Genomic DNA, 24,539 nt, shown 5'->3' with positions numbered 1-24,539 from the left:
CGCACCCCGCCGACCGGGGTGCGCCACGGCGAAGAACACTCAGCCGGCTTCGGCCCGCGGGCCGAAGGAGTACCCCTGGCCGCCGCTCGTCGAACCGGACGACTGCCCGGAGCCCGACGACGCCGACGCGGGGGCCGCGGATCCGCGGTCGTCGAGTTCGCGCAGCTGGGACTCGAGGAACCCGCGCAGCCTCGTGCGGTACTCCCGCTCGATCGTGCGCAGTTCTTCGATCTTCTTGCCCAGCCCGCTCTTCTCGGAGTTCAGGCTGTTCATCGTCTCGGTGTACTTCCGCTGCGACTCGCGCTCCAGCGTGGTCGCCTTGTCCCGCGCCTGACGCTCGAGCGTCTCGGCCCGGGTCCGCGCGTCGTTCAGCATCGTGTCGACGCGGGTGCGGGCCTCGTTGACCATCGAGTCGGACTTCGCCCGGGCGTCCGAAAGCAGCTGCTCGGACTTGGTGCGGGCCTCGGCCAGCATCCCGTCGGACTCGGTCTTCGCCTCGGCGGTCAGCCGGTCGGCCATCTCCTGGGCCAGGCCCAGCACCTTGGCGGCCTGCACGTTCGGCTCCGTGCTGTCGCCCACCATCGAGTGCGCCTGGGTCTGCTCCATGGCCGACTGCGGCGGCGGCACCGGCGCCAGGCGCCGCGACGGCTCTTCGCGCATCGGGGGCGCGCCGACGTTCGCCTTGGCGCTTTCCAGCTCGCTGCGGGTCGACTCGAGCTCCGCGTCCAGCTGTTCCATCTGCTGGCGCAGTTCGTTGTTGTCCTCGATCAACCGGGCCAGCTCGGTCTCCACCAGGTCGAGGAACGCGTCCACCTCGTCCTCGTTGTAGCCCCTCTTGCCGATGGGCGGCTTGCTGAACGCGACGTTATGCACGTCAGCGGGGGTCAACGACATCAGATCACCTCACGCACTCCATGGCCTGCAGGGTCCACCCAAGTCTCCCCGATCAACTTGGAGTCGCCAGTTGCATCGCGAAGAACACAACCAACAGCAGCACCATAATCGACAAGTCCAGTCCGACGCCGCCGATCCGGACCATCGGAATGATCCTTCTGAACAAACGGACCGGCGGGTCCGTCACTGTGTAGATGGTCTCGAGCGTGACCGCAACCCCTCCGGCCGGATGCCACTCACGCGCGAAGGTCCGGACAAGTTCGACCACGATCCGCGCCGTCAGCAGCAGCCAGAAGGCGAACAGCACGTACCAGACGACCAGCCACACAGCTTCCACATGCCTACTCTAACCGGGCGTCCTCTCCGAAGACGCAGTTGAGGGGGCCGACCCCGGATCGGGTCGGCAAAGTCACGTCTGCTTGCGCTCAGCGGTCCAGGCGACTTCAGCCCCGCAAAAACAATCCGCCCTCGGCAATCCGCCGACGGTCTTCCGCCGTGACGTCCACATCGGGCGGTGAGAGAAGGAACACCTTGTTGGTGACCTTGTCCATCGACCCTCTGAGCGCGAACGCCAGCCCGGCGGCGAAGTCGACGAGCCGCTTCGCGTCCGCGTTCTCCATCTCGGTGAGGTTCATGATCACCGGGATGCCCTCGCGGTAGTGCTCCCCGATCGCCCGCGCCTCCGCGTAACTGGTCGGGTGCAGCGTGGTGATGCGGCTCAACGGGTCACGCACCGGCTGGCGCACGACCGGCTCGACGACCGGGCGCAGCCGCGCCACCGGCTCCGGCTGGCGGTCGATGGCGAGCGCGCCGTGGACCGCCGGCTCGGAGCTGGCCACGGAGCGTGACCGGCTGCGGCTGACGGGCTCGTCGTACGTGTCGTCGACCTCGCGGTACCGTAAGCGCGACGACCGTGGGGCCGGCTCCTCGTAGGAGTCGTAGTCGTCGTCGTAACCGCGCCGGTAGTCGTCCCCGTCGTCGTAGCCGTCGTCGTCAGCGGGCACCATCCCGAAGTAGGCCTTCAGCTTCTGCAGCGCGCTCATGCCTCTCCCTAGCCCTAGCCGCTCCCGCACTGACTTCTCTCCACGCCGTCAGTGCCCCGCGCGAGCGGCCACGAAACGTGACGACCGCGCGAGCTCCCTACGGCGAGGCTAAACCGCGCCCACCGAGCAGCGCGGTTCCGACACGCACACAGGTCGAGCCGTGCGTGATCGCCTGCTCGAGATCATGGCTCATCCCGGCGGAGACGTCTGCGGCATTCGGGTGATCTTTGCGGAGGGTCTCCCCCGCCCGAGCGAGCCGCTCGAACGCGGCGTCCGGGTCGGCGCCCAGCGGCGCCACGGCCATCAGCCCGCGAAGCCGCAGCTCTTCGGACTGCGCGATGCGATCGGCGAGCGCACCGAGCTCGGACAGCGGGCAGCCGCCGCGCTCCGGGTCGTCGTCGAGGCTGGCCTGGATCAGCACGTCGAGGGGTTCGTCACGTATCTGGGCGGTTTGAACCGCACGCACCGCTTTCGCGAGGGCGTCGGCGAGGCGCGCGGAGTCGACGGACTGCACCTCGTCGGCCCACCCGACCACGGACTTCGCCTTGTTCCGCTGCAGCCTGCCGACCATGTGCCACCGCAGTCCCGGCACTTCGGCGGCCTTCGGGCCCGCTTCCTGGTCGCGGTTCTCGCCGACGTCGGTGACGCCGAGCTCGGCCAGCAGCGCGACGTCGGAGGCGGGGAACGTCTTGGTGATCGCGATGAGCTTGACCTCGTCGCGGGCCCGCCCGGCGGCCCGGCAGGCGGCGGCGATCCGCTCTTCGACCTCGGCCAGGTTCTCGGCCAGCTCGGCCTTGCGGTCGGTCATGCCTCGATCCAGGTGATGCCGGCGATCCGCCCGGTGGTCCCGTCGCGGCGGTAGCTGAACAGTGTCTTGTCCTCGTTCGTGCACCGCGGGTCGACGCCGATCTTGCCGACGCCGAGGTCGGCGAGCTGCCGCCAGAGCCCGGCGCGCAGGTCGAGCCCGGGCGTGCCCTTGCGGGTCTTGCACGCGCTGCCGGGGACGTGTTTCTCGACGTCGGCGGCCATTTCGGCGGGGACCTCGTAGCAGTCGCCGCAGATGGCCGGGCCGAGCAGCGCCTCGATGCGCCCCACCTCGGCGCCGGCCGACCGCATGGCCTCGACCGCGGCCGGGACGACCCCGACCCGCGCGCCCACCCGGCCGGCGTGCACCGCCGAGACCACCCCGGCCTCGGCGTCGGCCAACAGGATCGGGACGCAGTCGGCGACCAGCACCACGAGCGCGACCCCCGGGGTCGCCGTCACCAGCGCGTCGGTCGCCTCGGCCGCGGCGGTCTCGGTGCCGTCGACGACGGTCGCCGTGCGGCCGTGGACCTGCTCCATCCAGGCCAGCTTGTCCTCGGCCAGGCCGAGCTCGCTCGCCAGCCGCTTGCGGTTGGCGTAGACGTTGCCCTCGTCGTCGCCGACGTGGTCAGCCAGGTTGAAGGTGTCGTACGGCGGCCGTGACGCACCGCCGGCCCTGGTCGTGACCACTCGCCGAACCCGCATGCTCCCCATCCTCCCAAACGCGGTGAAGGCCACCTCGAGATCCTCGAGGTGGCCTTCCCTGGCAGCTGTCGTCAGCGCCGCATGAACGGCGGGACGTCGACCTCGTCGTCCGACGGGTCGTCGTGCACCGGCATCGCGCGCCCGGGCAGGCTGCCCTGGGTCGCGTTGGAGCCGAGCGGCGAGTAGCCGCGTGAGCCGCCGCCGGGCTGCGGGAGCCCGCCGGACGGCTGGTTGCCGCCGGCCGGGGGCAGCGGCGAGTGCGTCCGCGGCGGCGCCACCGGGTAGCCGGAGCTGCCCGCGGACGGCACCGGCGTGGCCCCCGACGGCGGCGTCGGCGGGTTCGAGACCTGCCCCGCCGAGGCCGAGGCCGTGGCCGACGACTGGCGCGAACCCGAGCCGAAGGTCGACGGGTCGAGCTTCTTGTGCGTCGGCGCCCCGGCGTCGAACCCGGCCGCGATCACCGTGACGCGGACCTCGTCGCCGAGGGAGTCGTCGATGATCGTGCCGAAGATGATGTTGGCGTCCGGGTGCGCGGACTCCTGGACCAGCGACGCGGCCTCGTTGATCTCGAAGAGGCCCAGGTCGGAGCCGCCCGCGATGGACAGCAGCGCGCCGTGGGCGCCGTCCATCGAGGCTTCCAGCAGCGGCGAGTTGATCGCCTTCTCCGCGGCCTGGATGGCCCGGCCCTCGCCGCGCGCGGAGCCGATGCCCATCAGCGCGGAGCCCGCGCCGGACATGACGCTCTTGACGTCGGCGAAGTCGAGGTTGATCAGGCCCGGGGTGGTGATCAGGTCGGTGATGCCCTGGACACCGGAGAGCAGCACCTCGTCCGCCGAGCGGAACGCGTCCATCAGCGAGACGCCGATGTCGCCGAGCTGCAGCAGCCGGTCGTTCGGGATCACGATGAGCGTGTCGCACTCGTTGCGCAGCGCCTGGATGCCCTCTTCGGCCTGCTTGCCGCGCCGCTTGCCCTCGAAGGTGAACGGCCGGGTCACCACGCCGATGGTCAGCGCGCCCAGCTTGCGGGCGATCTGCGCGACGACCGGCGCACCGCCGGTGCCGGTGCCGCCGCCCTCGCCCGCGGTCACGAACACCATGTCGGCGCCCTTGATGACCTCTTCGATCTCTTCGCGGTGGTCTTCGGCGGCCTTCTGGCCGACCTCGGGGGCGGCGCCCGCGCCGAGGCCGCGGGTCAGCTCGCGGCCGATGTCCAGCTTGACGTCGGCGTCGGACATGAGCAGTGCCTGTGCGTCGGTGTTCACCGCGATGAACTCGACACCCTTGAGGCCGACCTCGATCATGCGGTTCACGGCGTTCACGCCGCCACCGCCGATGCCGACCACCTTGATCACCGCAAGGTAGTTGTGCGGGGGCGTCATCGAAGTCCGCCTTCCTGATCGTTGTGCCCGTACAGCCCGCCGGCCGAAGATCGAACCCTCGACCTCAACCCCAGATCGAGAGTTATGTCAACCGCCGACGTTAGGCAGGACGGTAGGCACCAGGCAGGCTCTAATCCAGTAGGCACGCCGTGTGTCGCAAAGGTGTTTTGCCACAACACGTTCGAGCGCGCAAGAGCGGCGGCCCGCGAGCACCGGCGGCGGCCGGTCTGGTATGGCCTCCCGATCAGGCGGGCGCGGGCATGCTCATGAGGACTTCCGTGGGTGCTCCGGTGGCCGATCCGCCCGGCGGTTCGACGCTGACCGCGACCTTGTCGGCGCTTCCGACGCCGTCGGCGACGACCAGGCCGCCCTGGTCGGCGGCCGCGATCACCCCGGCCGAGCGGGGCGCGGCCGCGCCGGTGATCAGCCAGGCTTCGTAGACCTTGCCGCCCGGCTGCGACGGCAGCCCCGCGTCCATCACCATCACCCGGTTCAGCGACCGGGACAGGACGACCGTGACGCCGCCGCCGATCGGGGCCTCGCCGTGCGCGGTCTTCGCGTCCGGGGCCGCGAGCAGCGCCGCCACCGGCGCGAACTGCTGTTTCGCCTGGTCGAGACGGCTCTGGGCGGTCTGCAGCTCCTGCCGCTGGGTCAGCGCGATCCCGCCGAACACCCCGCCCGCGGCGAGCCCGATCACGGCCGCCGCGGCCGAGACGACCACAGCCCAGCGCGGGGCCCGCGCGGAGCGGCGGTGCCGGTCGGGCGCGCCGGGCCGGGTGCGCGGCGGCAGCTGGCGGGTGGCGTGCATGGCGGTCATGACGCGGTCCTTGAAGTGCGGCGGCGGCTCCTCGGCCATCGCCGCGCCCAGCCGGGCCGCCGTCGCGCGCAGCTCGGCGACCTCCTGCGTGCACGACTCGCACTGCTCGAGGTGACGGGCGAACTCCGCGCGCTCGACGTCGTTGACGGCGTCGAGCGCGAAGGCGCCGGCCAGGGTGTGCATCTCCGGCGTGCTCAAGCGGTCACCCCCAGGCAGTCCCGCAGGCGGATCAGCCCGTCCCGCAGCCGCGTCTTGATGGTTCCTTGCGGCGTCGACAGCACTTCGGCCACCTCGCGATACGTATAGCCCTGGTAGTAGGCGAGCAGCACCGATTCGCGCTGCAGGTCGGTCAGGAAGGACAGGCACCGGCGCACCTGGGAGCGTTCGAGCCGCGCGGTGACGGACTCGGCGACCTCGTCGAACGGGCGGCCGCGGGCGGCTTCGAAGGTCGCCTTCTGCTCGCGTTCAGTGCTCGCGCGGGCCGAGCGGACGCGGTCGACGGCGCGGCGGTGGGCCAGCGTCATCGCCCAGTTCAGGGCCGAGCCCTTGTCGGGGGCGTACCGGGTCGCGGTGCGCCACAGCTCGACGAGGACCTCCTGGGCGACCTCTTCGGACTGGGCCGCGTCACGCACGATCCGCCGCACCAGGCCGTAGATCGGCCCGGCGAACTGGTCGTAGAGCAGCTCGAAGGCCCGCTCGTCCCCCTTGGCGACGCGCACCATGAGTTCCTCCGGAGACGGCACCGTGGGGCCGGCCGGGGGGTCGGAGGGCACCGGCGCCATCCGGCGCGGGCGGGCCGGCTCATCCATGCAGCTGTCCTCCGGCGTTCTGCGGGGTGCGCGGCACGACCGCGGCCTTCCGCAGCCACAGGGCGACGCCGTGGCGGCGGATCAGCGCGGACACCCGCTGCGGGAGCAGCGGCCGGGCCAGCACGAGCCGGGCCAGCCACCGCGGGTTCACCGGGCGGCGAACTCCCCGCAGCGTAGCGACCAACGGGGTCGAGGTCCCGCGGCGCAACGCGACCGTGAGGTCGAGCAGCGCCTCCGGGCGGGGCAGGCGCATCCGGTATTCGCCGTCCATCTCCTGGAACGGCGAGACGTAGAACTCCTTGGCCGCGCGGGCGAGCCCGGCCTCGTCGGGGTGCAGCAGGTAGGCGTGGCGGCCGCCGTAGGTGTTGTGCACCTCGGCGACCACGCACCCGAGCCTGCCGTCCGGGTGGTGGCACCAGTAGACGCTGATCGGGTTGAACACGTACCCGAGGACGCGGGCGGCGGCCAGCATCACGACCGGCCCGCCGCGCAGGTCGACCCCGCGCTCGGCGAGCCAGGCGTCCAGCTTCTCGCGGATGCCGCGCGGATCGCTCGCCACGAAGTGGTCGCGGCGGTCGAAGCGGGCGAACGGCCGCAGCCACCACGGCAGCCGCGGCAGGTCGTCGAGGTCGACGCGCCACAGGTACACGCGGTGGGCGAAGGCGTGCGGCGGGTCGCTCCGCCGGACGTGCGCGACCGTGGCGTCGTAGAGGGCATTCGTCACCACGTCACCCCCAGGCTTTCCGCGGCACGGGCACCCGAGGCACAGCCGTCCTCGTGGAAGCCCCAGCCGTGGTAGGCGCCGGCGTAGGCGAGCACGCCGTCGTTGAGCTCGGCCAGCCGTCGTTGCGCGGCAACGGATTCCGGGGTGTAGACCGGGTGCTCGTACCGCATCCTCGCGACGACGTGGTCCGGTGCGGGACCGTCACCGGGGTTGAGCGTGACGACGTAGCCGGTCGGTTCGTCGAGGCGCATCAGGCGGTTCATGTCGTAGCTGACCCGGACGGCGCCGGTGGGTGCGCCGCAGGCGGGCGCGCGGTAGTTCCAGCCGGCCCGCGCGCCGGGCAGCGAGGGCAGCACGCTCGTGTCGGTGTGCAGCCAGGCCTCGTTTTCGGAGTACCGGAACGCCCCGAGCACCGCGCGCTCGGCGGCGGTCGGGCTGGCCAGCAGGGCCAGCGCCTGGTCGGCGTGCGTGGCGACGACGACCTTGTCGACGCGGTGCGGGGTGTCGGCGTCGTCGCGGATCTCGACGCCGGCGGCGGTCCGCAGCACCGAGCGCACCGGTGTCGACAGGTGCACGGCGGTGAGCTGCTTCGCGGCGAGCTCGACGTACTCGCGCGAACCGCCCACGACGGTCCGCCAGGACGGCGAGTCCGTCACCGTGAGCATGCCGTGGTTGCGGAGGAACTCGAACAGGTACCGCGCCGGGTAGCGGAGGGTGTCGGCGCGGTCGGCCGACCACACCGTGGACACCAGCGGCAGCATGAAGTGGTCGACGAAGTAGCGGGTGTAGCCGCCGATGGCGAGGAACGCGCCGAGCGTGACGTCACCCGCGTCCGCCGCCGCCAGCAGCCGCTTCGCGTGCCGGTGGAACCGCTTCACCTCCGTCAGCATGCGCAGGTAGCGGCCCCGGACGGCGTTGCCGCGCTGGGCGAACAGCCCGGGCACGCCCTTGGCGCCGGCGTACTGGAGGCCGCAGCCGTCGCAGCGGATGCTCATCGACATCTCGGTGTCGCGGGTGTGCACCCCCAGCTCGCCGAACAGCTTCAGCAGGGTCGGGTAGGTGCGCTCGTTGTGGACGATGAACCCGGAGTCCACGCCGATCGTGCCGCCATGGGTGCTCGGCACGTCGTGCGTGTGCGCGTGCCCGCCCAGGCGGTCGTCGGCTTCGAACAGCAGAACCTCGTACTCGCGTTGCAGCAGGTATGCGGCGGTCAGCCCGGCCACCCCGCTGCCGATGACGCCGATGCGTTGTCCCGTGATCTCCACACCGGTCCTTCGGGACCGCGCCCCCGCCGGATTGCCGGGCCGGCGAAGTCCGCTGCCGCGGCGGGTCGTGAGTGGTAAGGCGGGTTAGAACCCGCCTTACCACTCACGACCGGCCGGGGACCAATCCGGCGGGGCGGGGAGAGCGAATCCCGGGCATGCCGCACACCACCGCCTACCGCCTTGCCTCGTTCGCCGAACGGCTTCTCGGCGGGCCGCTCCCCGTCGGCCTGCGGACCTGGGACGGGACCCGGGCCGGCCCGGACGACGCACCGGCCCTCGTGCTCCGCAACCGCCGCGCCCTGCGCCGCCTGCTCTACGCGCCGGGCGAGCTGGGGCTCGCCCGCGCCTACGTCACCGGGGACCTCGACGTCGAGGGCGACCTGGCCGACGGTTTCCGCCGGATCCGGGCCCTGACCCGTTCGGGGGAGCTCACCCCGGCGAAGCTCGGGCCGCGGGAGTGGGCCGAAGCCCTCCGGCTGGCCGCCCGGCTCGGTGTCGCCGGGCCGCCGCCGAAGCCGCCCGCCGAAGAGGCCCGGCTGACCGGGAAGCTGCACAGCCTGCTGCGCGACCGCTCCGCCATCGCCCACCACTACGACCTGAGCAACGCCTTCTACCAGCTGCTGCTGGACGAGTCGATGGCGTACTCGTGCGCGTACTTCACCGACGAGTCGCAGAGCCTCGGCCAGGCCCAGCACGACAAGCTGGAGCTGATCTGCCGCAAGCTCGGGCTGCGGCCGGGCATGCGGCTGCTCGACGTCGGTTGCGGCTGGGGCTCGCTGCTCGTCCACGCGGCCAAGCACCACGGCGTCGAGGCCGTCGGCATCACGCTCTCGGCCGAGCAGCTGCAGCACATCCGGGGCCGGCTCGCCCAGCACGACCTGGAAGACCGCGTCGAGGTGCGCCGGCAGGACTACCGGGAGCTGCCGGACGCGCCGTTCGACGCGGTCGCCTCGATCGAGATGGGCGAGCACGTCGGCGAAGTCAACTACCCGGCGTACGCGGCGACGCTGCACCGCATGGTGAAGCCGGGCGGGCGCGTGCTGCTCCAGCAGATGTCCCGCGGGAACGTCGCCCCCGGCGGCGGCGCGTTCATCGAGCGGTACATCGCCCCGGACATGACCATGCGGCCGGTCGGCCGGACCATCGACCACCTGGAGACCGCGGGTCTCGAGGTGCGGGACGTGCACGCGCTGCGCGAGCACTACGTCCGGACGGTCCGGGCCTGGGCGGACACCCTGGAGGAGAACCGGGCCGACGTCGTCGCGCTCATCGGGGAGACGGGCGCGCGGGTCTGGCGGCTGTACCTGGTGGGCGGGGCGCTGGCGTTCGAGGAGAACCGGATGGGCGTGGACCAGATCCTGGCCGTGCGGCCGCACGCGGGCGGCGCCAGCGGCATGCCGCCGACGCGGGAGTGGTGACGATGCCGCAGCTGCTCGTCACGGCCGCCGTCACGCTCGTCGCGGTGGCCGTGACCTTCGGGATCGCGCGGGCGCGCCAGCGCTACGACACGATCGACACGTTCTGGGGGCTGGGCTTCGCGCTCGTCGCGGTCGCCGCCTTCCCGTTCGGCGACGGGCCGCTGCCGCTGCGGCTGGTGGTGGTGCTCCTGACCGTCGTCTGGGGGGTGCGGCTCGCGGTGCACCTGCACCTGCGCAACCACAAGCTGCCGGAGGACCCACGGTACGCCCGGATGGGCCACGGCCCGGCCAAGATGTTCCTGCGCGTGTACCTCTTCCAGGCCGTGGTGCTGTACTTCGTGTCGCTGCCCGTGCAGTTCGCCGTGGACGGCACCGGCATCGGCCCGCTCGGCTGGCTCGGCGTCGCGGTGTGGCTGATCGGGTTCCTGTTCGAGACGATCGGCGACGACCAGCTGCGCCGGTTCAAGGCCGACCCGGCCAACCACGGCCGGGTGCTGGACACCGGGCTGTGGCGCTACACGCGGCACCCGAACTACTTCGGCGACGCGTGCGTGTGGTGGGGCCTCTACCTGCTGGCCTGTTCGACGTGGCCGGGCGCGGCGACCGTCCTCTCCCCCGTGGCGATGACGTTCACCTTGGCCCGCGGGACGGGAAAACCGTTGCTGGAGAAGGGAATGGCTCGCACTCGCCCGGCCTACGCGCACTACGTCGAGCGCACCAGCGGCTTCTTCCCGTTGCCGCCCAGGAAAGTCACTCCCCGGTGAGGCCGTCGGTCAGCTCCCGCAGCAGGTCGAGGTGGCCGACGTGGCGCGCGGTCTCCTCGATCATGTGCGTGAGGACCCAGCGGACGTTGAAGGTCTCGTCCTTGTGCGTCACCCGATCGTCGAGGCCGCGTGCGGCGACGATCTCGCGGCTGCGGGCGCACTGCTTCTCGTAATCCGCGAGGAGCTGCTCCACCGACGTCCCGGGCGGGATCCGGAACTCCGCGTCCGGGTCCTGCTCGAGACGCTCCTCCCAAGTGTCTTCCTCGCCGTCGACGACCACGGCGAACCAGAACCACTCGTTGAGCGTGAGGTGCGCGACCAGCCCGGCGACGGTCGTCAGCTCGCTGGGCAGGTGCACCCGGCGGGCCTGCTCTTCGGTGAGGCCGCCGGCCTTCCACGCGACGGTGGCGCGGTGGCGGTCGAGCAGGCTGGTCAGGATCTCCCGCTCGCCGCCGGTGAGCGGGACGTCCGGGCGCGGTGGTCGTTCGGTCATGGGCGGAACTCTGCCAGAGGGGTCCGACAGTTCCGGCCCGGTCAGCCGAACGCGGCGAGTGCCACCGGCTCCCACTTGCGCCAGCCGTCCAGCCGGTCCCGGTATTCGGCTTCGACCGCCGCGAACGACTTGCCGAAGAACATCCGGGCCGGCGGGTCCTCGGTGTCCGCCAGCGCCAGCAACGGCTCCCGGGTCGCCCGGGGGTCGCCGAGGTCCCACTCGATCCGCGTCGCTTCCCGCACGGCGTCGTAGTCCGGGTGCGGCTCGCTCTGCCGGACGCTGCCGCCGCCGAAGTCCGTGCGGTACGGGCCGGGCTCCAGGCAGATCACGTCGATCCCGAAACCGCCGACCTCCTGCCGCAGCGACTCCGAAAGCCCTTCGACCGCCCACTTCGAAGCGTGGTACGCGCCGATGCCCGGGAACGCGCGGATGCCGCCTTCGCTGGTGACCTGGATGATCCGGCCGCGGCCCTGGCGCCGCATGATCGGCAGGGCCGCCTGGGTCAGCCAGAGCGTGCCGAAGAAGTTCGTCTCGAGCTCCGCCCGGACCTCCTCCTCGGTCAGCTCCTCGACCATCCCGAAGTGCCCGTAACCCGCGTTGTTCACCAGCACGTCCAGTGCTCCGAACTCCGCCGCCGCCCGCCCGACCGCCTCGACGGCGGCGGCGCGGTCGGTGACGTCCAGCCGCAGGGGCAGCACGGCGTCGCCGTACTGCTCGACGAGCGGCCGCAGGCTTTCGACGTCCCGCGCGGTGGCGGCGACCCGGTCGCCGCGGGCCAGCGCCGCTTCGGTCCACTCGCGGCCGAAGCCCTTGGACGTCCCGGTGATGAACCAGCTCTTCGTCACGACATGCCCTTCCTGCTCGAATTACTGCATCACAAGCTAACAGTAGCATGGACTGCATTATTGCGTCGGATGGTAAGGTCGTCGGCATGATCGCGAACGACGGGCGCCGTGAGCGCAAGAAGGCCCAGACCCGCGCCCGCATCCAGGACGCGGCCCTGGACCTCTTCGCGAGCCAGGGCTACCGCGAAACGACCATCGCGCAGATCGCCGCCCGGGCCGACGTCGCGACCCGCACGGTCACCCTCCACTTCCCGGCCAAGGACGACCTGCTCTTCGCCGACGACCCGTTCACGCCGGAGTCGCTGGCGGCGCGGCTGCGCGACCGGCCGCCGGGCAGCACGCTCGACGCGGTCCGCGAGTGGATGCACGCGACCATGCGCGAACTCGACGAGCGCGACCGCGCCTCCGGGGTCGATCCCGCGCACATCTGGCAGCGCCGCGCGCTGCGCGCCGACCTGCTCATGGCCGACGACGACCTCCGCGGCCGGGCCCGCGCCGGCTACCGCGACCTCGAGCTGCTGATCGCCGCGGCGCTCGGCGAGGACCTCGGCCACCCGGCGGACGCCCTGCTCCCCCGGCTCGCGGCCGTCACCGTGGTCACCGGCCTCCGGGAGATCTACGTGACCCGCGAAGGCCGGGCGCGGCCGGAGATGCCCGAGCTGGCCGGCCTGGTCGACGCAGTGCTCGCCTTCGCCGAGGCGGGCCTCCGGACGGCGTGAGCTCCGGCCGTCCTCGCCGGGAATGATCGAATCGGTTCGATCATCACCTGCCCTGGTGAACGCGCGTCGAGCTGCTTGCGCATCCCCGATGCGTACTCTACGTTCGAATATCGTCGATGCGGTTCGACACACCGTGACGGATCGCCGTCTTCTGGGGGCAGTCGAGCACTCATGCGCAAGCGCGGTCACCACCGGCACGCCGGGGCCCGGCTCACGGCCGGGCTCCGGACGAACGTGCTGGCCCTGGTCGTGCCGCTGCGCGCCGGCGCCCACGACGTCGGCGTGCGGGAGTTCGTGGCCGCCGCCATCTCCGCCGCCGGCGCCCGGGACCACGCCCTGCTCCTGGTCACCGCCGAAGAAGGGCCCGCCGCGCTGCGCCGCGCGGTGTCCGATTCCGTCGCCGACGGTGTCGTCGTCATGGACGTCGAAGCCGCCGATCCGCGCGTGCCGGTGCTGCTCGGGCTGGACCGGCCGGCGCTGCTGATCGGCGTGCCGGACTCCCCGCGCGGGCTCGGCTGCCTCGACCTCGACTTCGCCGCGGCGGGCGCGCTCTGCTTCGGCCACCTGGCCGGCCTCGGCCACGAGCACGTCGCCCTGATCGGCCCGCCACCCGCGGCCTACCGGCGCGGCAGCAGCGCCGCGACCCGGCTCGCCCAGGGCTTCACGGCGGAAGCGGCCCGCCGGGGCCTCCGGGCGACGGCGCTGGCCTGGGGTGACACCCACTGGCGGACGCTGCGCGGCCTCGACGCGCTCTTCGCCCACCACCCGGACGTCACCGGCCTCGTCGTGCACAACGAAACGGCGCTGCCCGCGGTGCTGGCGAGCCTGCAGCACCGCGGCCTGCGCGTGCCCGAGGACGTCTCGCTCGTCGCGGTCTGCCCGGAGAGCCTCACCGCGCACAGCCTGCTCGAGCTGACCTGCGTGGCGATCCCGGCGCGGGAGATCGGCGCGCTGGCCGTCGAAACGGTCATCGGGCAGCTCGACGACGGCACCGTGCCCGGAACCCGGCTCCTCGCCCCGCGCCTGACCCCGGGCGCCAGCACCGCGCCGCCCCGGCTGCCCTGAACCCGGCCGAATAGCTTCCCCGCATTTCGCCACCGCCGGTATTCCGGTGATCAATTGTCGGCGACGGGTTCACGGAAATGACGTATTGCCCTGGCCGCCCGCTCCGGTGTTAACGTGACCGCGGCTATTTTGCCGCGCGCATTCGGCACGCGGAATCGGGGGAAAGATCTCGGCCGGAGGGGTCCCGACATGCATCGAAGACAGCTGGCACTGGCGGCCGTCGTGGTGGCGGGCTGGTCGTTGCCCGTTCCGGCGGCGGCGGAACCGGCCACCGCACCCGGTATCTCCCGCGATTCCGGACAATCCGTCACGCTGATCACCGGCGATCGGGTACGGGTGCTCTCGAATTCGCGTGGGAAAAACACGGTCGTGGTCGAACCGGGCCCCGGCCGCGACCGGATCGGTTTCTTCCGGGAAACGATCACCGGCGCGAAGCCCGGTGACATCACCGTGGTGCCTTCGGACGCGCTGGCGCTGGTGAGCGCCGGAAAACTCGATTCCCGGCTGTTCGACGTCTCCGAACTGCTGCGCCGCCACCTCACCGACGCCGCGGGCGCGCTCCCGCTGATCGTCACCTACGCCGACGGCGCTCCCGCGGCCACGCCGCCCGCCACCACGGCCGTCCGTGACCTGCCGAGCGTGCGCGGCGCGGCCCTGCGCCAGGACCGGCACCGGGGAACGGAGTTCTGGACCTGGCTCACCGCCGGGCCCGGGCTGCGGGCCCCGATCGGCAAGGTCTGGCTGGACGGCCTGGCCGAGCCGGCCCTCGACGTCAGCGTGCCGCAGATCGGCGGCCCGGTCGCGTGGCAGGCGGGCTACACCGGCCGCGGGGTCACCGTCGGCGTGCTCGACACCGGCGTCCAAGCCGATCACCCGGATCTCGCCGGAAAAGTCGTGGAAGCGCAGGACTTCACCGGCACCCGGCCGGACGCCGGTGACGACGTCGGGCACGGCACGCACGTGGCCGGCATCATCGCCGGGACCGGCGCCGCCTCCGGTGGCCGCTACCGCGGAGTCGCGCCGGACGCCCGGCTGATCAGCGGCAAGGTCTGCCTCGCCTACGGCTGCCCGGAGTCCGCGGTGATCGCGGGCATGGAGTGGATCGCGCCGAAGGTCCGCGTGGTCAACCTGAGCCTCGGCGGCGACGCGACCGACGGCACGGATCCGGTGTCCCAGGCGGTGAACACGCTGACCGCCCGCTACGGCACCCTCTTCGTCGCGTCGGCGGGCAACGACCGCTCGCTCGACCTGCCCGAACCGGGACCGGTCGTCGCGCCCGCCGCGGCCGACGCGGCACTGGCGGTCGGCAGCGTGTCGGCCCAGGACACCACCAGCGCCTTCTCCAACCGGGGCCTGCGGCTCGGCGACCACGCGGTCAAGCCCGACGTCGCCGCGCCCGGCGAAGGCATCGTCTCGGCCCGGGCGGCGGGCACGCGCGACGGCGACACCGCGCCGGTGGACGGCGACTACACCCGGCTTTCCGGGACGTCGATGGCGGCACCGCACGTCGCCGGTTCGGCGGCCCTGCTGCTCCAGCGGCACCCGGACTGGCTCGCCGGCCGGCTCAAGTCCACGTTGACGAGCACCGCGAAGCCCACCGCCGACGTCGTCGAGCAGGGCGCCGGCCGGGTCGACGCCGGGCGCGCGGTCACCCAGCAGGTCACCGCCACCACCGGCAGCCTCGGCTACGGCTTCGTCGCCTGGCCCCGGTCCGGGCCCGTCACCAAGACCGTGACCTACCACAACGACGGGGACGCGCCCGTCACCCTTGCGCTGGCCACGAACCCGCAGCCGCTGTTCAGCCCCTCGGCGACGTCCGTGGTGGTGCCCGCGCACGGCGATGCCGACGTCGGCGTCACCCTCCAGGCGGGCGCGAGCGCTGCCGGGCCGCAGGGCGGCCGGCTGACCGCGACGGCGCCCGGGATCGCCGTGCAGACCGCGCTCGGTGCGTTCCTCGAGCCCGAGAGCTACGACGTGTCCGTGCGGATGATCGGCCGCGACGGGCGGTTCACCGCCGGTGTCGCCACGCTCGTCGACACCACGACGGGGGCCGCGTTCGGCGTCCGGCCGTTCCGCGCCGACGGCACGGCCGTGGTCCGGGTGCCCAAGGGGCGGTACGACCTCAACGCGTTCGACGTGTCCGGTGACCCGAGCGGCCAGAGCCGGCCGGCCGCCGTGACGCTGCTTTCCCGGCCCGGCCAGCCGGTGACCGGCGCGGTTTCGGTCATTTTGGACGCCCGGGCGGGCAAACCGCTGCGCGCGGTGGTCGACCGCCCGGACGCGCGGCTGCAGGGCGGCGAACTGGGCCTGGTGTCGGGGAACCCGGGCGGGACCCGCACGAACACGCTCGCCTGGATCGCCCAGCCGGGCACCGAGCTGTACGCGGCAAGCTCGGGCAACGAGGTCACCGACCACACCTACGGGCTGTACTTCCGGGCGACGCTGGCCGCTCGGCCGCCCGGGGTGGATCCGAACGGGTACGTCTACCAGCTGGCGCTCCTCGAACGCGGCCGGGTGCCCGCCGATCCCGTGTTCCGGGTGCGGGACCGGGACCTCGCGGTGGTCGACACCCGGTACCACACGCAGGGGAAACCGGCGGAGAGCCTGCGCCTCGACGACGTCACCTTCGGTTTCCCGGGCGCCGACAGCGGGACCTACCAGGTTACGGCGCAGGCGCTGCCGAGCCGGCGCACCGAGTACTACACGACCGGCGTCGCCTGGCAGCACCTCTTGGCGGTGTACCCGGACCCGCTGACCGACGCGGAAAACAATTACTCGTACCGCACCTACCGGCCCGGGTTCGAGCATGCCGGCTGGAACCGCGCGCCGGTCGGGCCCGCCTTCGGCGCACCGCAGGACGGATGGGGCGTGGTCCGCGCCGGGAACCAGCTGGTGTACGCGATCCCGCTGGTGTCGGGCAGCGATCCGGAGCAGTACACCTCGCCACCGGGTGGCCTCACCGGCACGGCGAGCCTGTCGCGTGACGGCGTCGCGCTGGCCACCGCGCCGAGCCCGGCCGTCGGGGCGCTGGCGATCCCGGACACCGCGGGCACCTACACGCTGCGGTCGGTGGCCACGCGCAGCGTGCCGTGGTCGGTGGTGGGGACCGCGGTGGACGTGACGTGGACGTTCCGCGAGCCCGGCCTGGCGGCGCCGTTGAAACCGTTGCCGCTGCTGGTGGTCCGCGCCGAGGGCGCGGTCGACGAGCAGAGCCGGGCCCCGGCCGGGAAGCCGTTCGTGCTCGCCCTGACCGCGCAGCGGCAGCCGCGCGCCGGCGAGTTCCGGCTGGCGGACCTGCGCGTCGAAACGTCCACGGACGACGGTGCCCACTGGACGGTCGCGCCGACCGCCCGGATCGGCAACGGAGGTCTTGCGGTGGTGCGGAACCCGGCGGGCGAAGGGTTCGTGTCGCTGCGGATCACCGCCCGGGACGCGGACGGCAACGCGGTCACCCAGACCGTGATCAGGGCGTACCAGACAGCGCCGTGACGGCGATCGCGGCGAGCGGCACGACGAAGGCGGCCCCGGTCAGGAGCTTGAGCTCCCGGCCGTGGGCCAGCCACTCGCCGTCCCACCCGCTTTCGCCGTCGTAGCGCAGGTTCGCCGTCGTCATCAGCGCCCGGCCCAGCCCGAACCCCGCGCCCGCACACAGCGCCGCAGGCAGCGAAGCCGTGAGGGCCACGGCGATCGCGGCGACGTACGGCAGACCGCTGGGCAGGTACGTGCGCGCGCCGGTGCCCATTTCGAACCCGAACTGCAGCGGGCCGAGGTGCCGGCCGAGCCGGAACACCGTGTCCGGCACCAGCCGGCGGTTTTCCGGCAGCCGGAACGACCACACGCCCGTTTCGCGCAGCAGGACCGCACCCAGCGCCGCGGCCACCACGGCCCAGCCGGCCGCCGCCGGGAGCGGGGCGCGCAGCAGGGAACCGGCCACGAGCAGGACGAGCGCGGACAGGACGCCGCCGCCGAGGAGCCCGGCGCAGAACGCCAGTGTCGGAGTGCCTCGCCAGACCGGCGAGCTCAGCACGAAGGCCGAGTTCCGGCTTCAACTGGAGCCGCTGGTGGCGAACCCGGCGGCCGCGCACAGGACGAGCCACGCGGCCGGCAGCAGCCGGCCCGGTGCCAGGACGAGCGCGAGGGTCACCGCGGCCGCGGCGAGCGCCAGCCCGGCGGCGATCGTCAGCGGGTGCCAGCGGCGCCGGGCGGTCCCGTCCGTCACAGGGCGGCGCGGCAGATGGTCAGGTACGTCTGGCCGGTGTACCCGCCGCCCCAGAAGGTGGAGAAGCCGTCGGAGCAGCGGTAGACCTTCTGGTCCGGCGTCGTCCACCGCCACGCGTTCTTGCCGACGAACTGGCCGCACGTGTTGGCCACCGGCTGGTGGTCGACCTGGAGGCCGCCCTCGTTCCACGTGCCGTACTTGTGCCAGCCCGCTTCGCAGTAGCCGCTCCCCCGCCAGAACCCGCCGAAGCAGGCGGCGTAGGTGGTGACGTAGGCGCCGCTGGTGTCGGACAGTTCGGCGTAGCCCGCCGGATAGGCGTCCCGGCAGTCGTTGCGGTCGAAGCCCGGCATGCCGTACGGGCTGAACTCGGCGTTCGCCGTGCGGACGCGGGACAGGCCGGACCAGTCGAGCGCGGTCGCGCCGAGCGTCAGCGCGCCGAGCGCCACCGCGCGCAGGAACGTCCGGCGCGTACCGCGGACCTTCAGCTTCCGGCCCGCACGGGTGACCGCGGCCGCCGGGCCGGGCCGGTCAAGGCCGGGAATGTGCGACAGCTCCAGCGTCACCGGTCTCGCCTCCTTCCTCCGGCGCGGCCCAGCCGGCCACGGCCGTGTCCACTTCGGCCGCGCGGACCGGGAGCAGCATCCGGCGGACGCGGCCGGTGCCGTCGAGCAGCATCAGCACCGGCGGCGCGAGGTGGGAAACCGCACGCCACGCTTCGGCGTCGCTGACCACCGGCAGGCCGCGGGCCAGGTCCGCCCACGTCGTCCGGGGTTCGTGGGTCAGCAGGGTCGCGTCCGCGCCGAGCCCGGCCAGCCGCTCGGCCACGGCCAGGCACAGCGGGCAGCCCGAATCGACCGCCGCCACGATCCGGCCCGCGAACCGCGGGCCGAGGACCAGATCGGGCGGGGCGGCCACGAACCCGTCCGTGCTGCGGGTGATCGTCGCGCGCAGCAGCCGGACTTCGCGCAGGACCGCCGCCAGCCCGAAGAACAGCAGGATGATCGCCGCCCACGTCAGGATGGTGAGCGCGGTCGAGGCGGTCATCGGCGGTCCCAGGCGACGTCGAGGTCGTCGAGCCAGTCGAGCCGCTCCCGCTCGGTCTTCGCCGCCGTGTCCGCGAGGTGCACCTCGGCCACGCCCGCCGGGCAGCCCAGGACGAAGGACTTCCCGCCGTACCCGGACTTCCAGACTTCACCGTGTTTCGTGCGCGCGCCCGCGTGCCGCGGGAGCAAGGCCGCGGCCTGGCGCGGCGCGGGGATCGAGAGCGAACCGTGGTCCTTCACCACGACCACGAGGTGTTCGTTCATCGGATCCAGCAGCGTCTCGGCGCGGGGGACGACGGTCATGCCGTCGACGTGGTCCTCGATGCGCAGCGAGCCGAACAGGGCCCGCACGCGGTCGCGGTGGGGCGCCGGGCCGGCGTACACCGTCATCAGCTCGTGGTAGGTGCCGAGCAGGGTGGCCACCGACGACTGCCCGTCGCGGGCCTCGGCGACGACCACCTCCCGGCCGTGCACGACCAGCCGCTCACGGGTGTCCGCCGGAGCGACGTGCGTGCACGCGAAGTCGTGGTAGCCGCGGGACCCGATCTGGAACCCGGTGCCGTAGGAGCCGCCGACGAACCGGACGCCGGCCACGACGTGCGAGACGGGGGCCGCCGCGGGCAGGCCCACGGTCACCCGGTCGCCGCTCGGCGCCACCAATCGCAGCCGTTGTGCCCCCATGAGACCTCCGATTCCCGGAATCGCACCCGGCGAGCGTAGCCGACGGATTCCGCGGTGACCACGATCGTTTTCCACCGGCTTCCGAATTGCTCCGATCGGGGACGGCACTTTTGTCGGTGAATACAGTGGGTTCATGCTCACTTTCTGGTCCGCGGCATTGACGGCGTTCGGGGCGGTGCTCCTGACCGCGGCCGGCGCGGCCCACGCTGCCCGCCACCGGGAGCACCGCGCGGTGCTGCGCGCCCACCGCCTGCTGCCGCCGGTCGTGGCCGCGCCGGCCGCCGCCGCGGAGGTCGCCGTGGGCGCGGCCACGCTCGCGACCCTGCTCACCGCCCCGGCGGCCACGGCCCTGCCCGCCACCGCGCAAGCGGCGCTGTACTGCGCTTTTGCCGGGTACACGGCGGTGCTGCGGACACGGCGGCCGGGCGTGCCGTGCGGGTGTTTCGGCGCGGAGAAGGTGTCGTGGGCCGTGGTGTGCCGGGCGGTCGTGCTCGCCGCGGGCAGCGCCGGGTCCGCGGTGCTCGGCGCGCCGGGACCGGGCCCGGATCGCTGGGCGTGCGTGGCCGCCGGTGTGGTCCTCGCGATGGCGAACCACCTGATTCCGGCGTGGCGCGCAGCGGGTGGCCGAAAACCCGGCCGCGCTTTTCGATGATTCTTCCACGGTTCGTGGAACGCTGATTGTTCGCCGGAAAATCACCGGCGGGTGTCCTTTTTATGCTTATCGGGGAATGGGGACGCCCGCCGCGCGGAGCTCGGCTTCGAAAAGCCCCGCCGGGCAGCACCGCCGGCGAGCCGGCTCACGGCGGTTCGTCCACCCGCTCCCCGCGGGCGGCCGGCCTCGGGGGACGACTCGAACGCGACGGTGTCCGGATTGTGCCGTCCGCCACCTTGTTACTTAGGTAAGCCTGACCTTATGGTCCTCCTGTGTCCCTCGTCCCCCACCCCGCCGGCACCGGTGTCCACGCCCGTGCGGTCGACGTCGCCTACGGCACCGACGTCGTCGTGCGGGCCGCGTCCGTCTCGCTGCACGCCGGGACCGTGACCGCGCTGATCGGCCCGAACGGCAGCGGGAAGTCGACGTTGCTGCGCACGCTCGCCCGGCTGCACCCGCCGGTCGCGGGCTCGGTCGCCTTCGCCGACGGCGCCGACCTGCGCGCACTGTCCGGAAAGGACGTTGCCAAGCGGATCACCCTGCTGTCGCAGCACCGGACCGCCCCGGGCGGGGTGTGCGTCCGGGAGCTGGTCGAATACGGCAGGCACCCGCACCGGTCGCGGTGGGGCGGCCGGGACCCCGGCGGCCCCACCGCCGTCGCCCGCGCGCTGGAGCTCACCGGCCTGTCCGCCCTCGCCGACCGGCCGGTGCAGGCGCTCTCCGGCGGGCAGGCCCAGCGGGTGTGGCTCGCCGCCTGCCTGGCCCAGGACACCGCGCTGCTGCTGCTCGACGAACCCACGACCTACCTCGACCTGCGGTACCAGGTCGAGATCCTCGACGTCGTCCGCGACCTCGCCGACCGGCACGGTGTCGGGGTCGGCGTGGTGCTGCACGACCTCGACCAGGCCGCGGCGGTCGCCGACCGGGTGCTGCTGCTCGAAGGCGGCCGGGTCACCGCCGAGGGCGCCCCCGCCGACGTGCTGACGCCGGAAAACCTTACCCGCGCCTACGGCATCCGCGTGGAGGTCGTGACCGACCCGGCCGACGGGCGGATCCACACCCGCGCGGTGGGCCGCTTCAACGACGCGCGCACCGCGTCCGTCTGACCCAAGGAAAACAGGAGAAACATGCGCATCACCCGGCTGCTGCTCGGCCTGTCCGCGGCCGTCACGTTCTTCGTGGCGGGCTGCGGCACCACCGAGGCACCCACCGGCAACGCGGCCGCCACCGGCGGCGCCGGCCCGGTCACCGTCGTCGACTCGCGCGGCAAGGAGGTGAAGCTGGCCCACCCGGCCAAGCGCGTCGCGGCCACCGAGTGGAACGCCGTCGAGCACCTCGTGTCGCTCGGCGTCATGCCGGTCGGCGTCGCCGACATCAAAGGCTACGGCCAGTGGGTCAGCGCCGAGAAGCTCGACGGCACCCCGAAGGACATCGGCACCCGCGGCGAACCGAGCCTCGACACGCTCGGCTCGCTGGGCCTGGACCTCGTGGTCGTCACCGACAGCGTGACCGAAGGGGCTCTGGACCAGATCGAGGCGAAGGTCCCGGTCATCGTCATCACCGGCGGCAACGCCAAGGACCCGATCGCCGGGATGTACGCCAACCTGGACACCATCGCCAAGGCGACCGGGACCGAAACCCGGGCCGCGCAGCTGAAAGCCGAATTCGAGCAGAAGCTCACCGCCGGCCGGTCCGAAGTGGAGAAACTGGGCGCCCTGGGGCAGAAAGTCGCCTTCTCCGACGCCTACGTCACCTCCGGCGCGGTCAGCATCCGCCCGTACACCAAGGGCGCGCTGGTGTCCGCGGTCTTCGGCAGGCTCGGCCTCGAGACGGCCTGGCCGATGGACGGCGACGCGGTCTACGGTCTCGCGCAGGCCGACGTCGAAGGCCTGACCAAGCTGCCCGACGTGCGGTTCTGGTACCTCGCCAACAATGCCGAGGGCGACCCGTACTCCCAGCAGCTGGCCGGCAACGCGATCTGGCAGAACCTGCCGTTCGTCAAGAGCGGCAAGGTGCACCGCTTCCCGGACTCCCTCTGGATGTTCGGCGGGCCGAAGTCCATGGCGCAGTTCGTCGACGCCGCCGTCGACGCGCTGAAGAACTAGCTGTGGTGACGCTGACCGAGCCGCCCGTGGCCGCCGTCCGGCGCCGCGGGCGGCTCGCGCTGCTCGGCGGCGGGCTCGCCGCGCTCGTCCTGCTGGGTTCGGCGGTGCACCTGACGCAGGGCACCGCGAACCTGGACGCACTGGACGTGCTGCGGCTGGTGTTCGGCGGCGGCACCGGCGACACGGCCGCGGTGGTCGTCGAATCACGGTTGCCGCGCCTGCTCGCGGCGCTGGTCGTCGGGAGCGCGCTCGGCGTGGCCGGCGCGGTGCTGCAATCGGTGTCCCGCAACACCTTGGCGTCGCCGGACACCCTGGCCGTCAACGCCGGGGCACACCTGGCGGTGGTCGCCGTGGCCGCCTTCGGCGTCTCCCTGCCCCTGCTCGGCGCGACCGGGATCGCGTTCGCGGGCGGGCTGGCCGCGGCGGCGCTCGTGCTCGCGCTGTCCGGCACCGGAGGCACCGGGATCGTGCGGCTGGTGCTGGCCGGGACCGCGATCGCACTGGCCCTGGTCTCGGTCACCCAGGTCCTGTTGCTGTTGTACTCCCAGGAAACGCGCGGTCTCTTCGCCTGGGGCGAAGGCTCGCTGGAGCAGAACGGGCTCGCCGGCGTCCGCACGCTCGGCCCGGTCGCCGGCGTCGCGCTGGCCGCGTTGCTCGGCATGGCCCGGCGGCTGGACCTGATCCACGCCGGCGACGACCACGCCAGGACGCTGGGTGTCCACATCGGACGCGTCCGCGGCACCGCGATCGTGCTGGCCGTGCTGCTGGCCGCGACGGCGGTGACCCTGGCCGGCCCGATCGGGTTCGTCGGCCTCGCCGCGCCGGCCGTGGCCCGGCTGCTGGCTTCCGCGGTGCCGGGCCTGCACCGGCACGCCGCCCTGCTGCCCTGTTCGGCGGCGCTGGGCGCGGTTCTCCTGCTGGGCGCCGACGTGCTGCTCCGCGCGATCATCGGTCCGCAACGCGCGCTGGAGGTGCCGACGGGCGTCGTCACGACGATCCTCGGCGCGCTCTTCCTGGTGGTGCTGGCCCGGACGGCCCGGATCACCACCGCGACCGCCGCACCGCCCGCGGCCGGCGCGCGGGGCGGGGTGAGCGCGGCCCGGTACCGTCTCGTGCTGGGCGTGCTGGTGCTCGGGGTGCTCGGCGTCGCCGTCGGAGCGGTCCTGCTCGGCGACGCGAAACTGCTGCTGGGCGACGTCGTCAACGGGGTGACCGGCCGGGCGGGCCCGATCGTCACCGGGGTGCTGGACACCCGCGTCCCCCGCGTCGCGGCCGCCCTGCTGGCGGGCGCGGCACTGGCGCTGGGCGGCGCGCTCACCCAGGCGGTCGCGCGCAATCCGTTGGCCGAGCCCGGGATGATCGGGGTCGTCGGCGGCGCGGGCCTCGGCGCGGTCGCCGTCATCACGGCCGTGTCCGGGGTCGGCTTCTGGACGCTGACCGGGTCCGCCGGCCTGGGTGCCGCCCTCGCGATGGCCCTGGTCTTCGCCGTGGCGGCCCGGGGCGGCTTCGCCAGTGAACGCCTGGTGCTGATCGGCTTCGGCGTGCACGCGGCGGCGCAGGCGCTGGTGACGCTGCTGATCACCCTGTCCGATCCGTGGAACGAGACCAAGGCGCTGACCTGGCTGGGCGGCTCGACCTACGGCCGGGCCTTTCCGCACCTGGTGCCGATGGCGTTGGCGCTGCTGCTGGTGGTGCCGGTGCTGGTCCGCCTGCGGCGGGAACTCGACCTGCTGTCGCTGGACGACGAAACACCGCGGGTGCTGGGCGTGCCCGTGGCCCGGACCCGGTTGCTGCTGCTGTCGTGCGCGGTTCTGCTGACCGGCGCGGCCGTCGCGGGCATCGGGGTGCTGACGTTCGTCGGGCTGGTCGCCCCGCACGCGGCCCGCGCGCTCGTCGGCAGCCGGCATTCCCGCCTGCTGCCCGCCGCGGCGTTGCTGGGCGCGATCGGCGTCTGCGTGGCCGACACCGCCGGCCGCACGGTCATCGCCCCGGGGCAGCTCCCGGCCGGCCTGATGACCGCGATCATCGGCGCGCCCTACTTCGTGTGGCTGCTGTACCGCCACCGCACGAAAGCCACCCGAGGACGCTGAACCCG

At 73.0% G+C, this 24,539-nt stretch carries 26 protein-coding genes; 9 read left to right on the top strand and 17 right to left on the bottom strand.

Annotation, left to right across the window (positions count from 1 at the left end; translation table 11 throughout):
• Nucleotides 1-39 precede the first annotated feature (39 nt).
• The 10 genes from wag31 to ACFPLC_RS30320 all read right to left on the bottom strand — a co-directional run bounded on the left by wag31 (nucleotide 40) and on the right by ACFPLC_RS30320 (nucleotide 8,440).
• Nucleotides 40-894 (bottom strand): DivIVA-like cell division protein Wag31, encoded by an 855-nt coding sequence (gene wag31 / locus ACFPLC_RS30365; protein ID WP_191313922.1) that lies wholly within the window; start codon nucleotides 892-894, stop codon nucleotides 40-42.
• A gap of 52 nt (nucleotides 895-946) precedes the next feature.
• Nucleotides 947-1,222, bottom strand: a complete 276-nt coding sequence (locus ACFPLC_RS30360; protein ID WP_013224824.1) for a YggT family protein — start codon at nucleotides 1,220-1,222, stop codon at nucleotides 947-949.
• Between the two features lie 115 nt (nucleotides 1,223-1,337).
• Nucleotides 1,338-1,937, bottom strand: a complete 600-nt coding sequence (locus ACFPLC_RS30355; RefSeq protein ID WP_378189770.1) for a cell division protein SepF — start codon at nucleotides 1,935-1,937, stop codon at nucleotides 1,338-1,340.
• A gap of 97 nt (nucleotides 1,938-2,034) precedes the next feature.
• Entirely contained in the window at nucleotides 2,035-2,745 is a 711-nt protein-coding gene (locus ACFPLC_RS30350) for a YggS family pyridoxal phosphate-dependent enzyme (RefSeq protein WP_378189772.1), read from the bottom strand.
• Complete coding sequence (gene pgeF / locus ACFPLC_RS30345) at nucleotides 2,742-3,446, bottom strand: peptidoglycan editing factor PgeF (RefSeq protein WP_378189774.1); 705 nt, start codon at nucleotides 3,444-3,446, stop codon at nucleotides 2,742-2,744. The genes ACFPLC_RS30350 and pgeF overlap by 4 nt, the downstream gene beginning before the upstream one ends.
• A 71-nt stretch (nucleotides 3,447-3,517) precedes the next feature.
• Nucleotides 3,518-4,825, bottom strand: coding sequence for a cell division protein FtsZ (ftsZ, locus tag ACFPLC_RS30340; RefSeq protein WP_378189776.1), 1,308 nt, complete (start codon nucleotides 4,823-4,825; stop codon nucleotides 3,518-3,520).
• A gap of 244 nt (nucleotides 4,826-5,069) precedes the next feature.
• Nucleotides 5,070-5,840: an anti-sigma factor gene (locus ACFPLC_RS30335; protein WP_446681629.1), complete on the bottom strand. Its 771-nt coding sequence runs from the start codon at nucleotides 5,838-5,840 to the stop codon at nucleotides 5,070-5,072.
• The gene (gene sigK, locus ACFPLC_RS30330; protein ID WP_378189778.1) at nucleotides 5,837-6,451 is read right to left on the bottom strand and encodes an ECF RNA polymerase sigma factor SigK; all 615 of its coding nucleotides are present in this window, start codon (nucleotides 6,449-6,451) and stop codon (nucleotides 5,837-5,839) included. Before sigK ends, ACFPLC_RS30335 begins: the two co-directional genes overlap by 4 nt.
• On the bottom strand, nucleotides 6,444-7,178 hold the full coding sequence (locus tag ACFPLC_RS30325; RefSeq protein ID WP_378189780.1) for a DUF1365 domain-containing protein: 735 nt from the start codon (nucleotides 7,176-7,178) through the stop codon (nucleotides 6,444-6,446). Before ACFPLC_RS30325 ends, sigK begins: the two co-directional genes overlap by 8 nt.
• Nucleotides 7,172-8,440: an NAD(P)/FAD-dependent oxidoreductase gene (locus ACFPLC_RS30320; RefSeq protein ID WP_378189782.1), complete on the bottom strand. Its 1,269-nt coding sequence runs from the start codon at nucleotides 8,438-8,440 to the stop codon at nucleotides 7,172-7,174. Before ACFPLC_RS30320 ends, ACFPLC_RS30325 begins: the two co-directional genes overlap by 7 nt.
• Before the next feature lie 155 nt (nucleotides 8,441-8,595).
• On the opposite strand from ACFPLC_RS30320, the gene ACFPLC_RS30315 reads away from it, so the two are divergent.
• The gene (locus ACFPLC_RS30315; RefSeq protein ID WP_378189784.1) at nucleotides 8,596-9,858 is read left to right on the top strand and encodes a class I SAM-dependent methyltransferase; all 1,263 of its coding nucleotides are present in this window, start codon (nucleotides 8,596-8,598) and stop codon (nucleotides 9,856-9,858) included.
• Between the two features lie 2 nt (nucleotides 9,859-9,860).
• Nucleotides 9,861-10,622 carry a DUF1295 domain-containing protein gene (locus tag ACFPLC_RS30310; protein ID WP_378189787.1) on the top strand — a complete coding sequence of 254 codons (762 nt, stop codon included), beginning with the start codon at nucleotides 9,861-9,863 and terminating at the stop codon, nucleotides 10,620-10,622.
• Here ACFPLC_RS30310 and ACFPLC_RS30305 read toward each other — a convergent pair.
• Together ACFPLC_RS30305 and ACFPLC_RS30300 are read right to left on the bottom strand one after the other, a co-directional pair.
• Nucleotides 10,609-11,115 (bottom strand): DinB family protein, encoded by a 507-nt coding sequence (locus ACFPLC_RS30305; protein WP_378189789.1) that lies wholly within the window; start codon nucleotides 11,113-11,115, stop codon nucleotides 10,609-10,611. The genes ACFPLC_RS30310 and ACFPLC_RS30305 overlap by 14 nt on opposite strands.
• Nucleotides 11,116-11,156: 41 nt before the next feature.
• The gene (locus ACFPLC_RS30300; protein ID WP_378189791.1) at nucleotides 11,157-11,960 is read right to left on the bottom strand and encodes an SDR family NAD(P)-dependent oxidoreductase; all 804 of its coding nucleotides are present in this window, start codon (nucleotides 11,958-11,960) and stop codon (nucleotides 11,157-11,159) included.
• Between the two features lie 86 nt (nucleotides 11,961-12,046).
• Here ACFPLC_RS30300 and ACFPLC_RS30295 point away from each other — a divergent pair, with 86 nt between their 5' ends.
• The 3 genes from ACFPLC_RS30295 to ACFPLC_RS30285 all read left to right on the top strand — a co-directional run bounded on the left by ACFPLC_RS30295 (nucleotide 12,047) and on the right by ACFPLC_RS30285 (nucleotide 17,233).
• Nucleotides 12,047-12,679, top strand: coding sequence for a TetR/AcrR family transcriptional regulator (locus ACFPLC_RS30295; protein ID WP_378189793.1), 633 nt, complete (start codon nucleotides 12,047-12,049; stop codon nucleotides 12,677-12,679).
• A gap of 171 nt (nucleotides 12,680-12,850) precedes the next feature.
• Nucleotides 12,851-13,744, top strand: a complete 894-nt coding sequence (locus ACFPLC_RS30290; RefSeq protein ID WP_378189795.1) for a LacI family DNA-binding transcriptional regulator — start codon at nucleotides 12,851-12,853, stop codon at nucleotides 13,742-13,744.
• Nucleotides 13,745-13,933: 189 nt separating this feature from the next.
• Nucleotides 13,934-17,233, top strand: coding sequence for a S8 family serine peptidase (locus tag ACFPLC_RS30285; RefSeq protein ID WP_378189797.1), 3,300 nt, complete (start codon nucleotides 13,934-13,936; stop codon nucleotides 17,231-17,233).
• Here ACFPLC_RS30285 and ACFPLC_RS30280 read toward each other — a convergent pair.
• The 5 genes from ACFPLC_RS30280 to ACFPLC_RS30260 are packed head-to-tail and all read right to left on the bottom strand — an operon-like array spanning nucleotide 17,208 to nucleotide 19,687.
• Nucleotides 17,208-17,771 (bottom strand): hypothetical protein, encoded by a 564-nt coding sequence (locus ACFPLC_RS30280; protein ID WP_378189799.1) that lies wholly within the window; start codon nucleotides 17,769-17,771, stop codon nucleotides 17,208-17,210. The two genes, ACFPLC_RS30285 and ACFPLC_RS30280, sit on opposite strands and share 26 nt — an antisense overlap.
• 18 nt (nucleotides 17,772-17,789) lie before the next feature.
• On the bottom strand, nucleotides 17,790-17,963 hold the full coding sequence (locus tag ACFPLC_RS30275; protein WP_378189801.1) for a hypothetical protein: 174 nt from the start codon (nucleotides 17,961-17,963) through the stop codon (nucleotides 17,790-17,792).
• A complete protein-coding gene (locus tag ACFPLC_RS30270; protein ID WP_378189803.1) occupies nucleotides 17,960-18,526 on the bottom strand; it encodes a hypothetical protein in 567 nt (188 codons plus the stop codon). Before ACFPLC_RS30270 ends, ACFPLC_RS30275 begins: the two co-directional genes overlap by 4 nt.
• A complete protein-coding gene (locus ACFPLC_RS30265; RefSeq protein WP_378189804.1) occupies nucleotides 18,492-19,007 on the bottom strand; it encodes a hypothetical protein in 516 nt (171 codons plus the stop codon). Before ACFPLC_RS30265 ends, ACFPLC_RS30270 begins: the two co-directional genes overlap by 35 nt.
• On the bottom strand, nucleotides 19,004-19,687 hold the full coding sequence (locus ACFPLC_RS30260; RefSeq protein WP_378189806.1) for a hypothetical protein: 684 nt from the start codon (nucleotides 19,685-19,687) through the stop codon (nucleotides 19,004-19,006). Before ACFPLC_RS30260 ends, ACFPLC_RS30265 begins: the two co-directional genes overlap by 4 nt.
• 133 nt (nucleotides 19,688-19,820) lie before the next feature.
• Here ACFPLC_RS30260 and ACFPLC_RS30255 point away from each other — a divergent pair, with 133 nt between their 5' ends.
• The 4 genes from ACFPLC_RS30255 to ACFPLC_RS30240 all read left to right on the top strand — a co-directional run bounded on the left by ACFPLC_RS30255 (nucleotide 19,821) and on the right by ACFPLC_RS30240 (nucleotide 24,534).
• On the top strand, nucleotides 19,821-20,339 hold the full coding sequence (locus ACFPLC_RS30255) for a MauE/DoxX family redox-associated membrane protein (protein ID WP_378235970.1): 519 nt from the start codon (nucleotides 19,821-19,823) through the stop codon (nucleotides 20,337-20,339).
• A 272-nt stretch (nucleotides 20,340-20,611) separates the two neighbouring features.
• Complete coding sequence (locus ACFPLC_RS30250; RefSeq protein WP_378235969.1) at nucleotides 20,612-21,445, top strand: ABC transporter ATP-binding protein; 834 nt, start codon at nucleotides 20,612-20,614, stop codon at nucleotides 21,443-21,445.
• A 21-nt stretch (nucleotides 21,446-21,466) separates the two neighbouring features.
• Nucleotides 21,467-22,444: an ABC transporter substrate-binding protein gene (locus ACFPLC_RS30245; RefSeq protein ID WP_378189812.1), complete on the top strand. Its 978-nt coding sequence runs from the start codon at nucleotides 21,467-21,469 to the stop codon at nucleotides 22,442-22,444.
• Nucleotides 22,445-22,446: 2 nt separating this feature from the next.
• A complete protein-coding gene (locus tag ACFPLC_RS30240; RefSeq protein WP_378189815.1) occupies nucleotides 22,447-24,534 on the top strand; it encodes an iron ABC transporter permease in 2,088 nt (695 codons plus the stop codon).
• The last annotated feature ends 5 nt before the right edge of the window (nucleotides 24,535-24,539 follow it).

The sequence above is a fragment of the Amycolatopsis plumensis genome (genome assembly GCF_042652605.1).
Taxonomy (GTDB): domain Bacteria; phylum Actinomycetota; class Actinomycetes; order Mycobacteriales; family Pseudonocardiaceae; genus Amycolatopsis; species Amycolatopsis plumensis.
The sequence above is the reverse complement of the archived record's forward strand: the minus strand, read 5'-3'. Positions and strand labels throughout refer to the sequence as shown.

Coding starts and splice junctions, on each gene's coding strand:
- wag31 (WP_191313922.1), bottom strand. CDS start 894: ATGTCGTTGACCCCCGCTGACGTGCATAACGTCGCGTTCAGCAAGCCG.
- ACFPLC_RS30355 (WP_378189770.1), bottom strand. CDS start 1,937: ATGAGCGCGCTGCAGAAGCTGAAGGCCTACTTCGGGATGGTGCCCGCT.
- ACFPLC_RS30350 (WP_378189772.1), bottom strand. CDS start 2,745: ATGACCGACCGCAAGGCCGAGCTGGCCGAGAACCTGGCCGAGGTCGAA.
- pgeF (WP_378189774.1), bottom strand. CDS start 3,446: ATGCGGGTTCGGCGAGTGGTCACGACCAGGGCCGGCGGTGCGTCACGG.
- ftsZ (WP_378189776.1), bottom strand. CDS start 4,825: ATGACGCCCCCGCACAACTACCTTGCGGTGATCAAGGTGGTCGGCATC.
- sigK (WP_378189778.1), bottom strand. CDS start 6,451: ATGGATGAGCCGGCCCGCCCGCGCCGGATGGCGCCGGTGCCCTCCGAC.
- ACFPLC_RS30315 (WP_378189784.1), top strand. CDS start 8,596: ATGCCGCACACCACCGCCTACCGCCTTGCCTCGTTCGCCGAACGGCTT.
- ACFPLC_RS30310 (WP_378189787.1), top strand. CDS start 9,861: ATGCCGCAGCTGCTCGTCACGGCCGCCGTCACGCTCGTCGCGGTGGCC.
- ACFPLC_RS30305 (WP_378189789.1), bottom strand. CDS start 11,115: ATGACCGAACGACCACCGCGCCCGGACGTCCCGCTCACCGGCGGCGAG.
- ACFPLC_RS30295 (WP_378189793.1), top strand. CDS start 12,047: ATGATCGCGAACGACGGGCGCCGTGAGCGCAAGAAGGCCCAGACCCGC.
- ACFPLC_RS30290 (WP_378189795.1), top strand. CDS start 12,851: ATGCGCAAGCGCGGTCACCACCGGCACGCCGGGGCCCGGCTCACGGCC.
- ACFPLC_RS30285 (WP_378189797.1), top strand. CDS start 13,934: ATGCATCGAAGACAGCTGGCACTGGCGGCCGTCGTGGTGGCGGGCTGG.
- ACFPLC_RS30265 (WP_378189804.1), bottom strand. CDS start 19,007: ATGACCGCCTCGACCGCGCTCACCATCCTGACGTGGGCGGCGATCATC.
- ACFPLC_RS30260 (WP_378189806.1), bottom strand. CDS start 19,687: ATGGGGGCACAACGGCTGCGATTGGTGGCGCCGAGCGGCGACCGGGTG.
- ACFPLC_RS30255 (WP_378235970.1), top strand. CDS start 19,821: ATGCTCACTTTCTGGTCCGCGGCATTGACGGCGTTCGGGGCGGTGCTC.
- ACFPLC_RS30245 (WP_378189812.1), top strand. CDS start 21,467: ATGCGCATCACCCGGCTGCTGCTCGGCCTGTCCGCGGCCGTCACGTTC.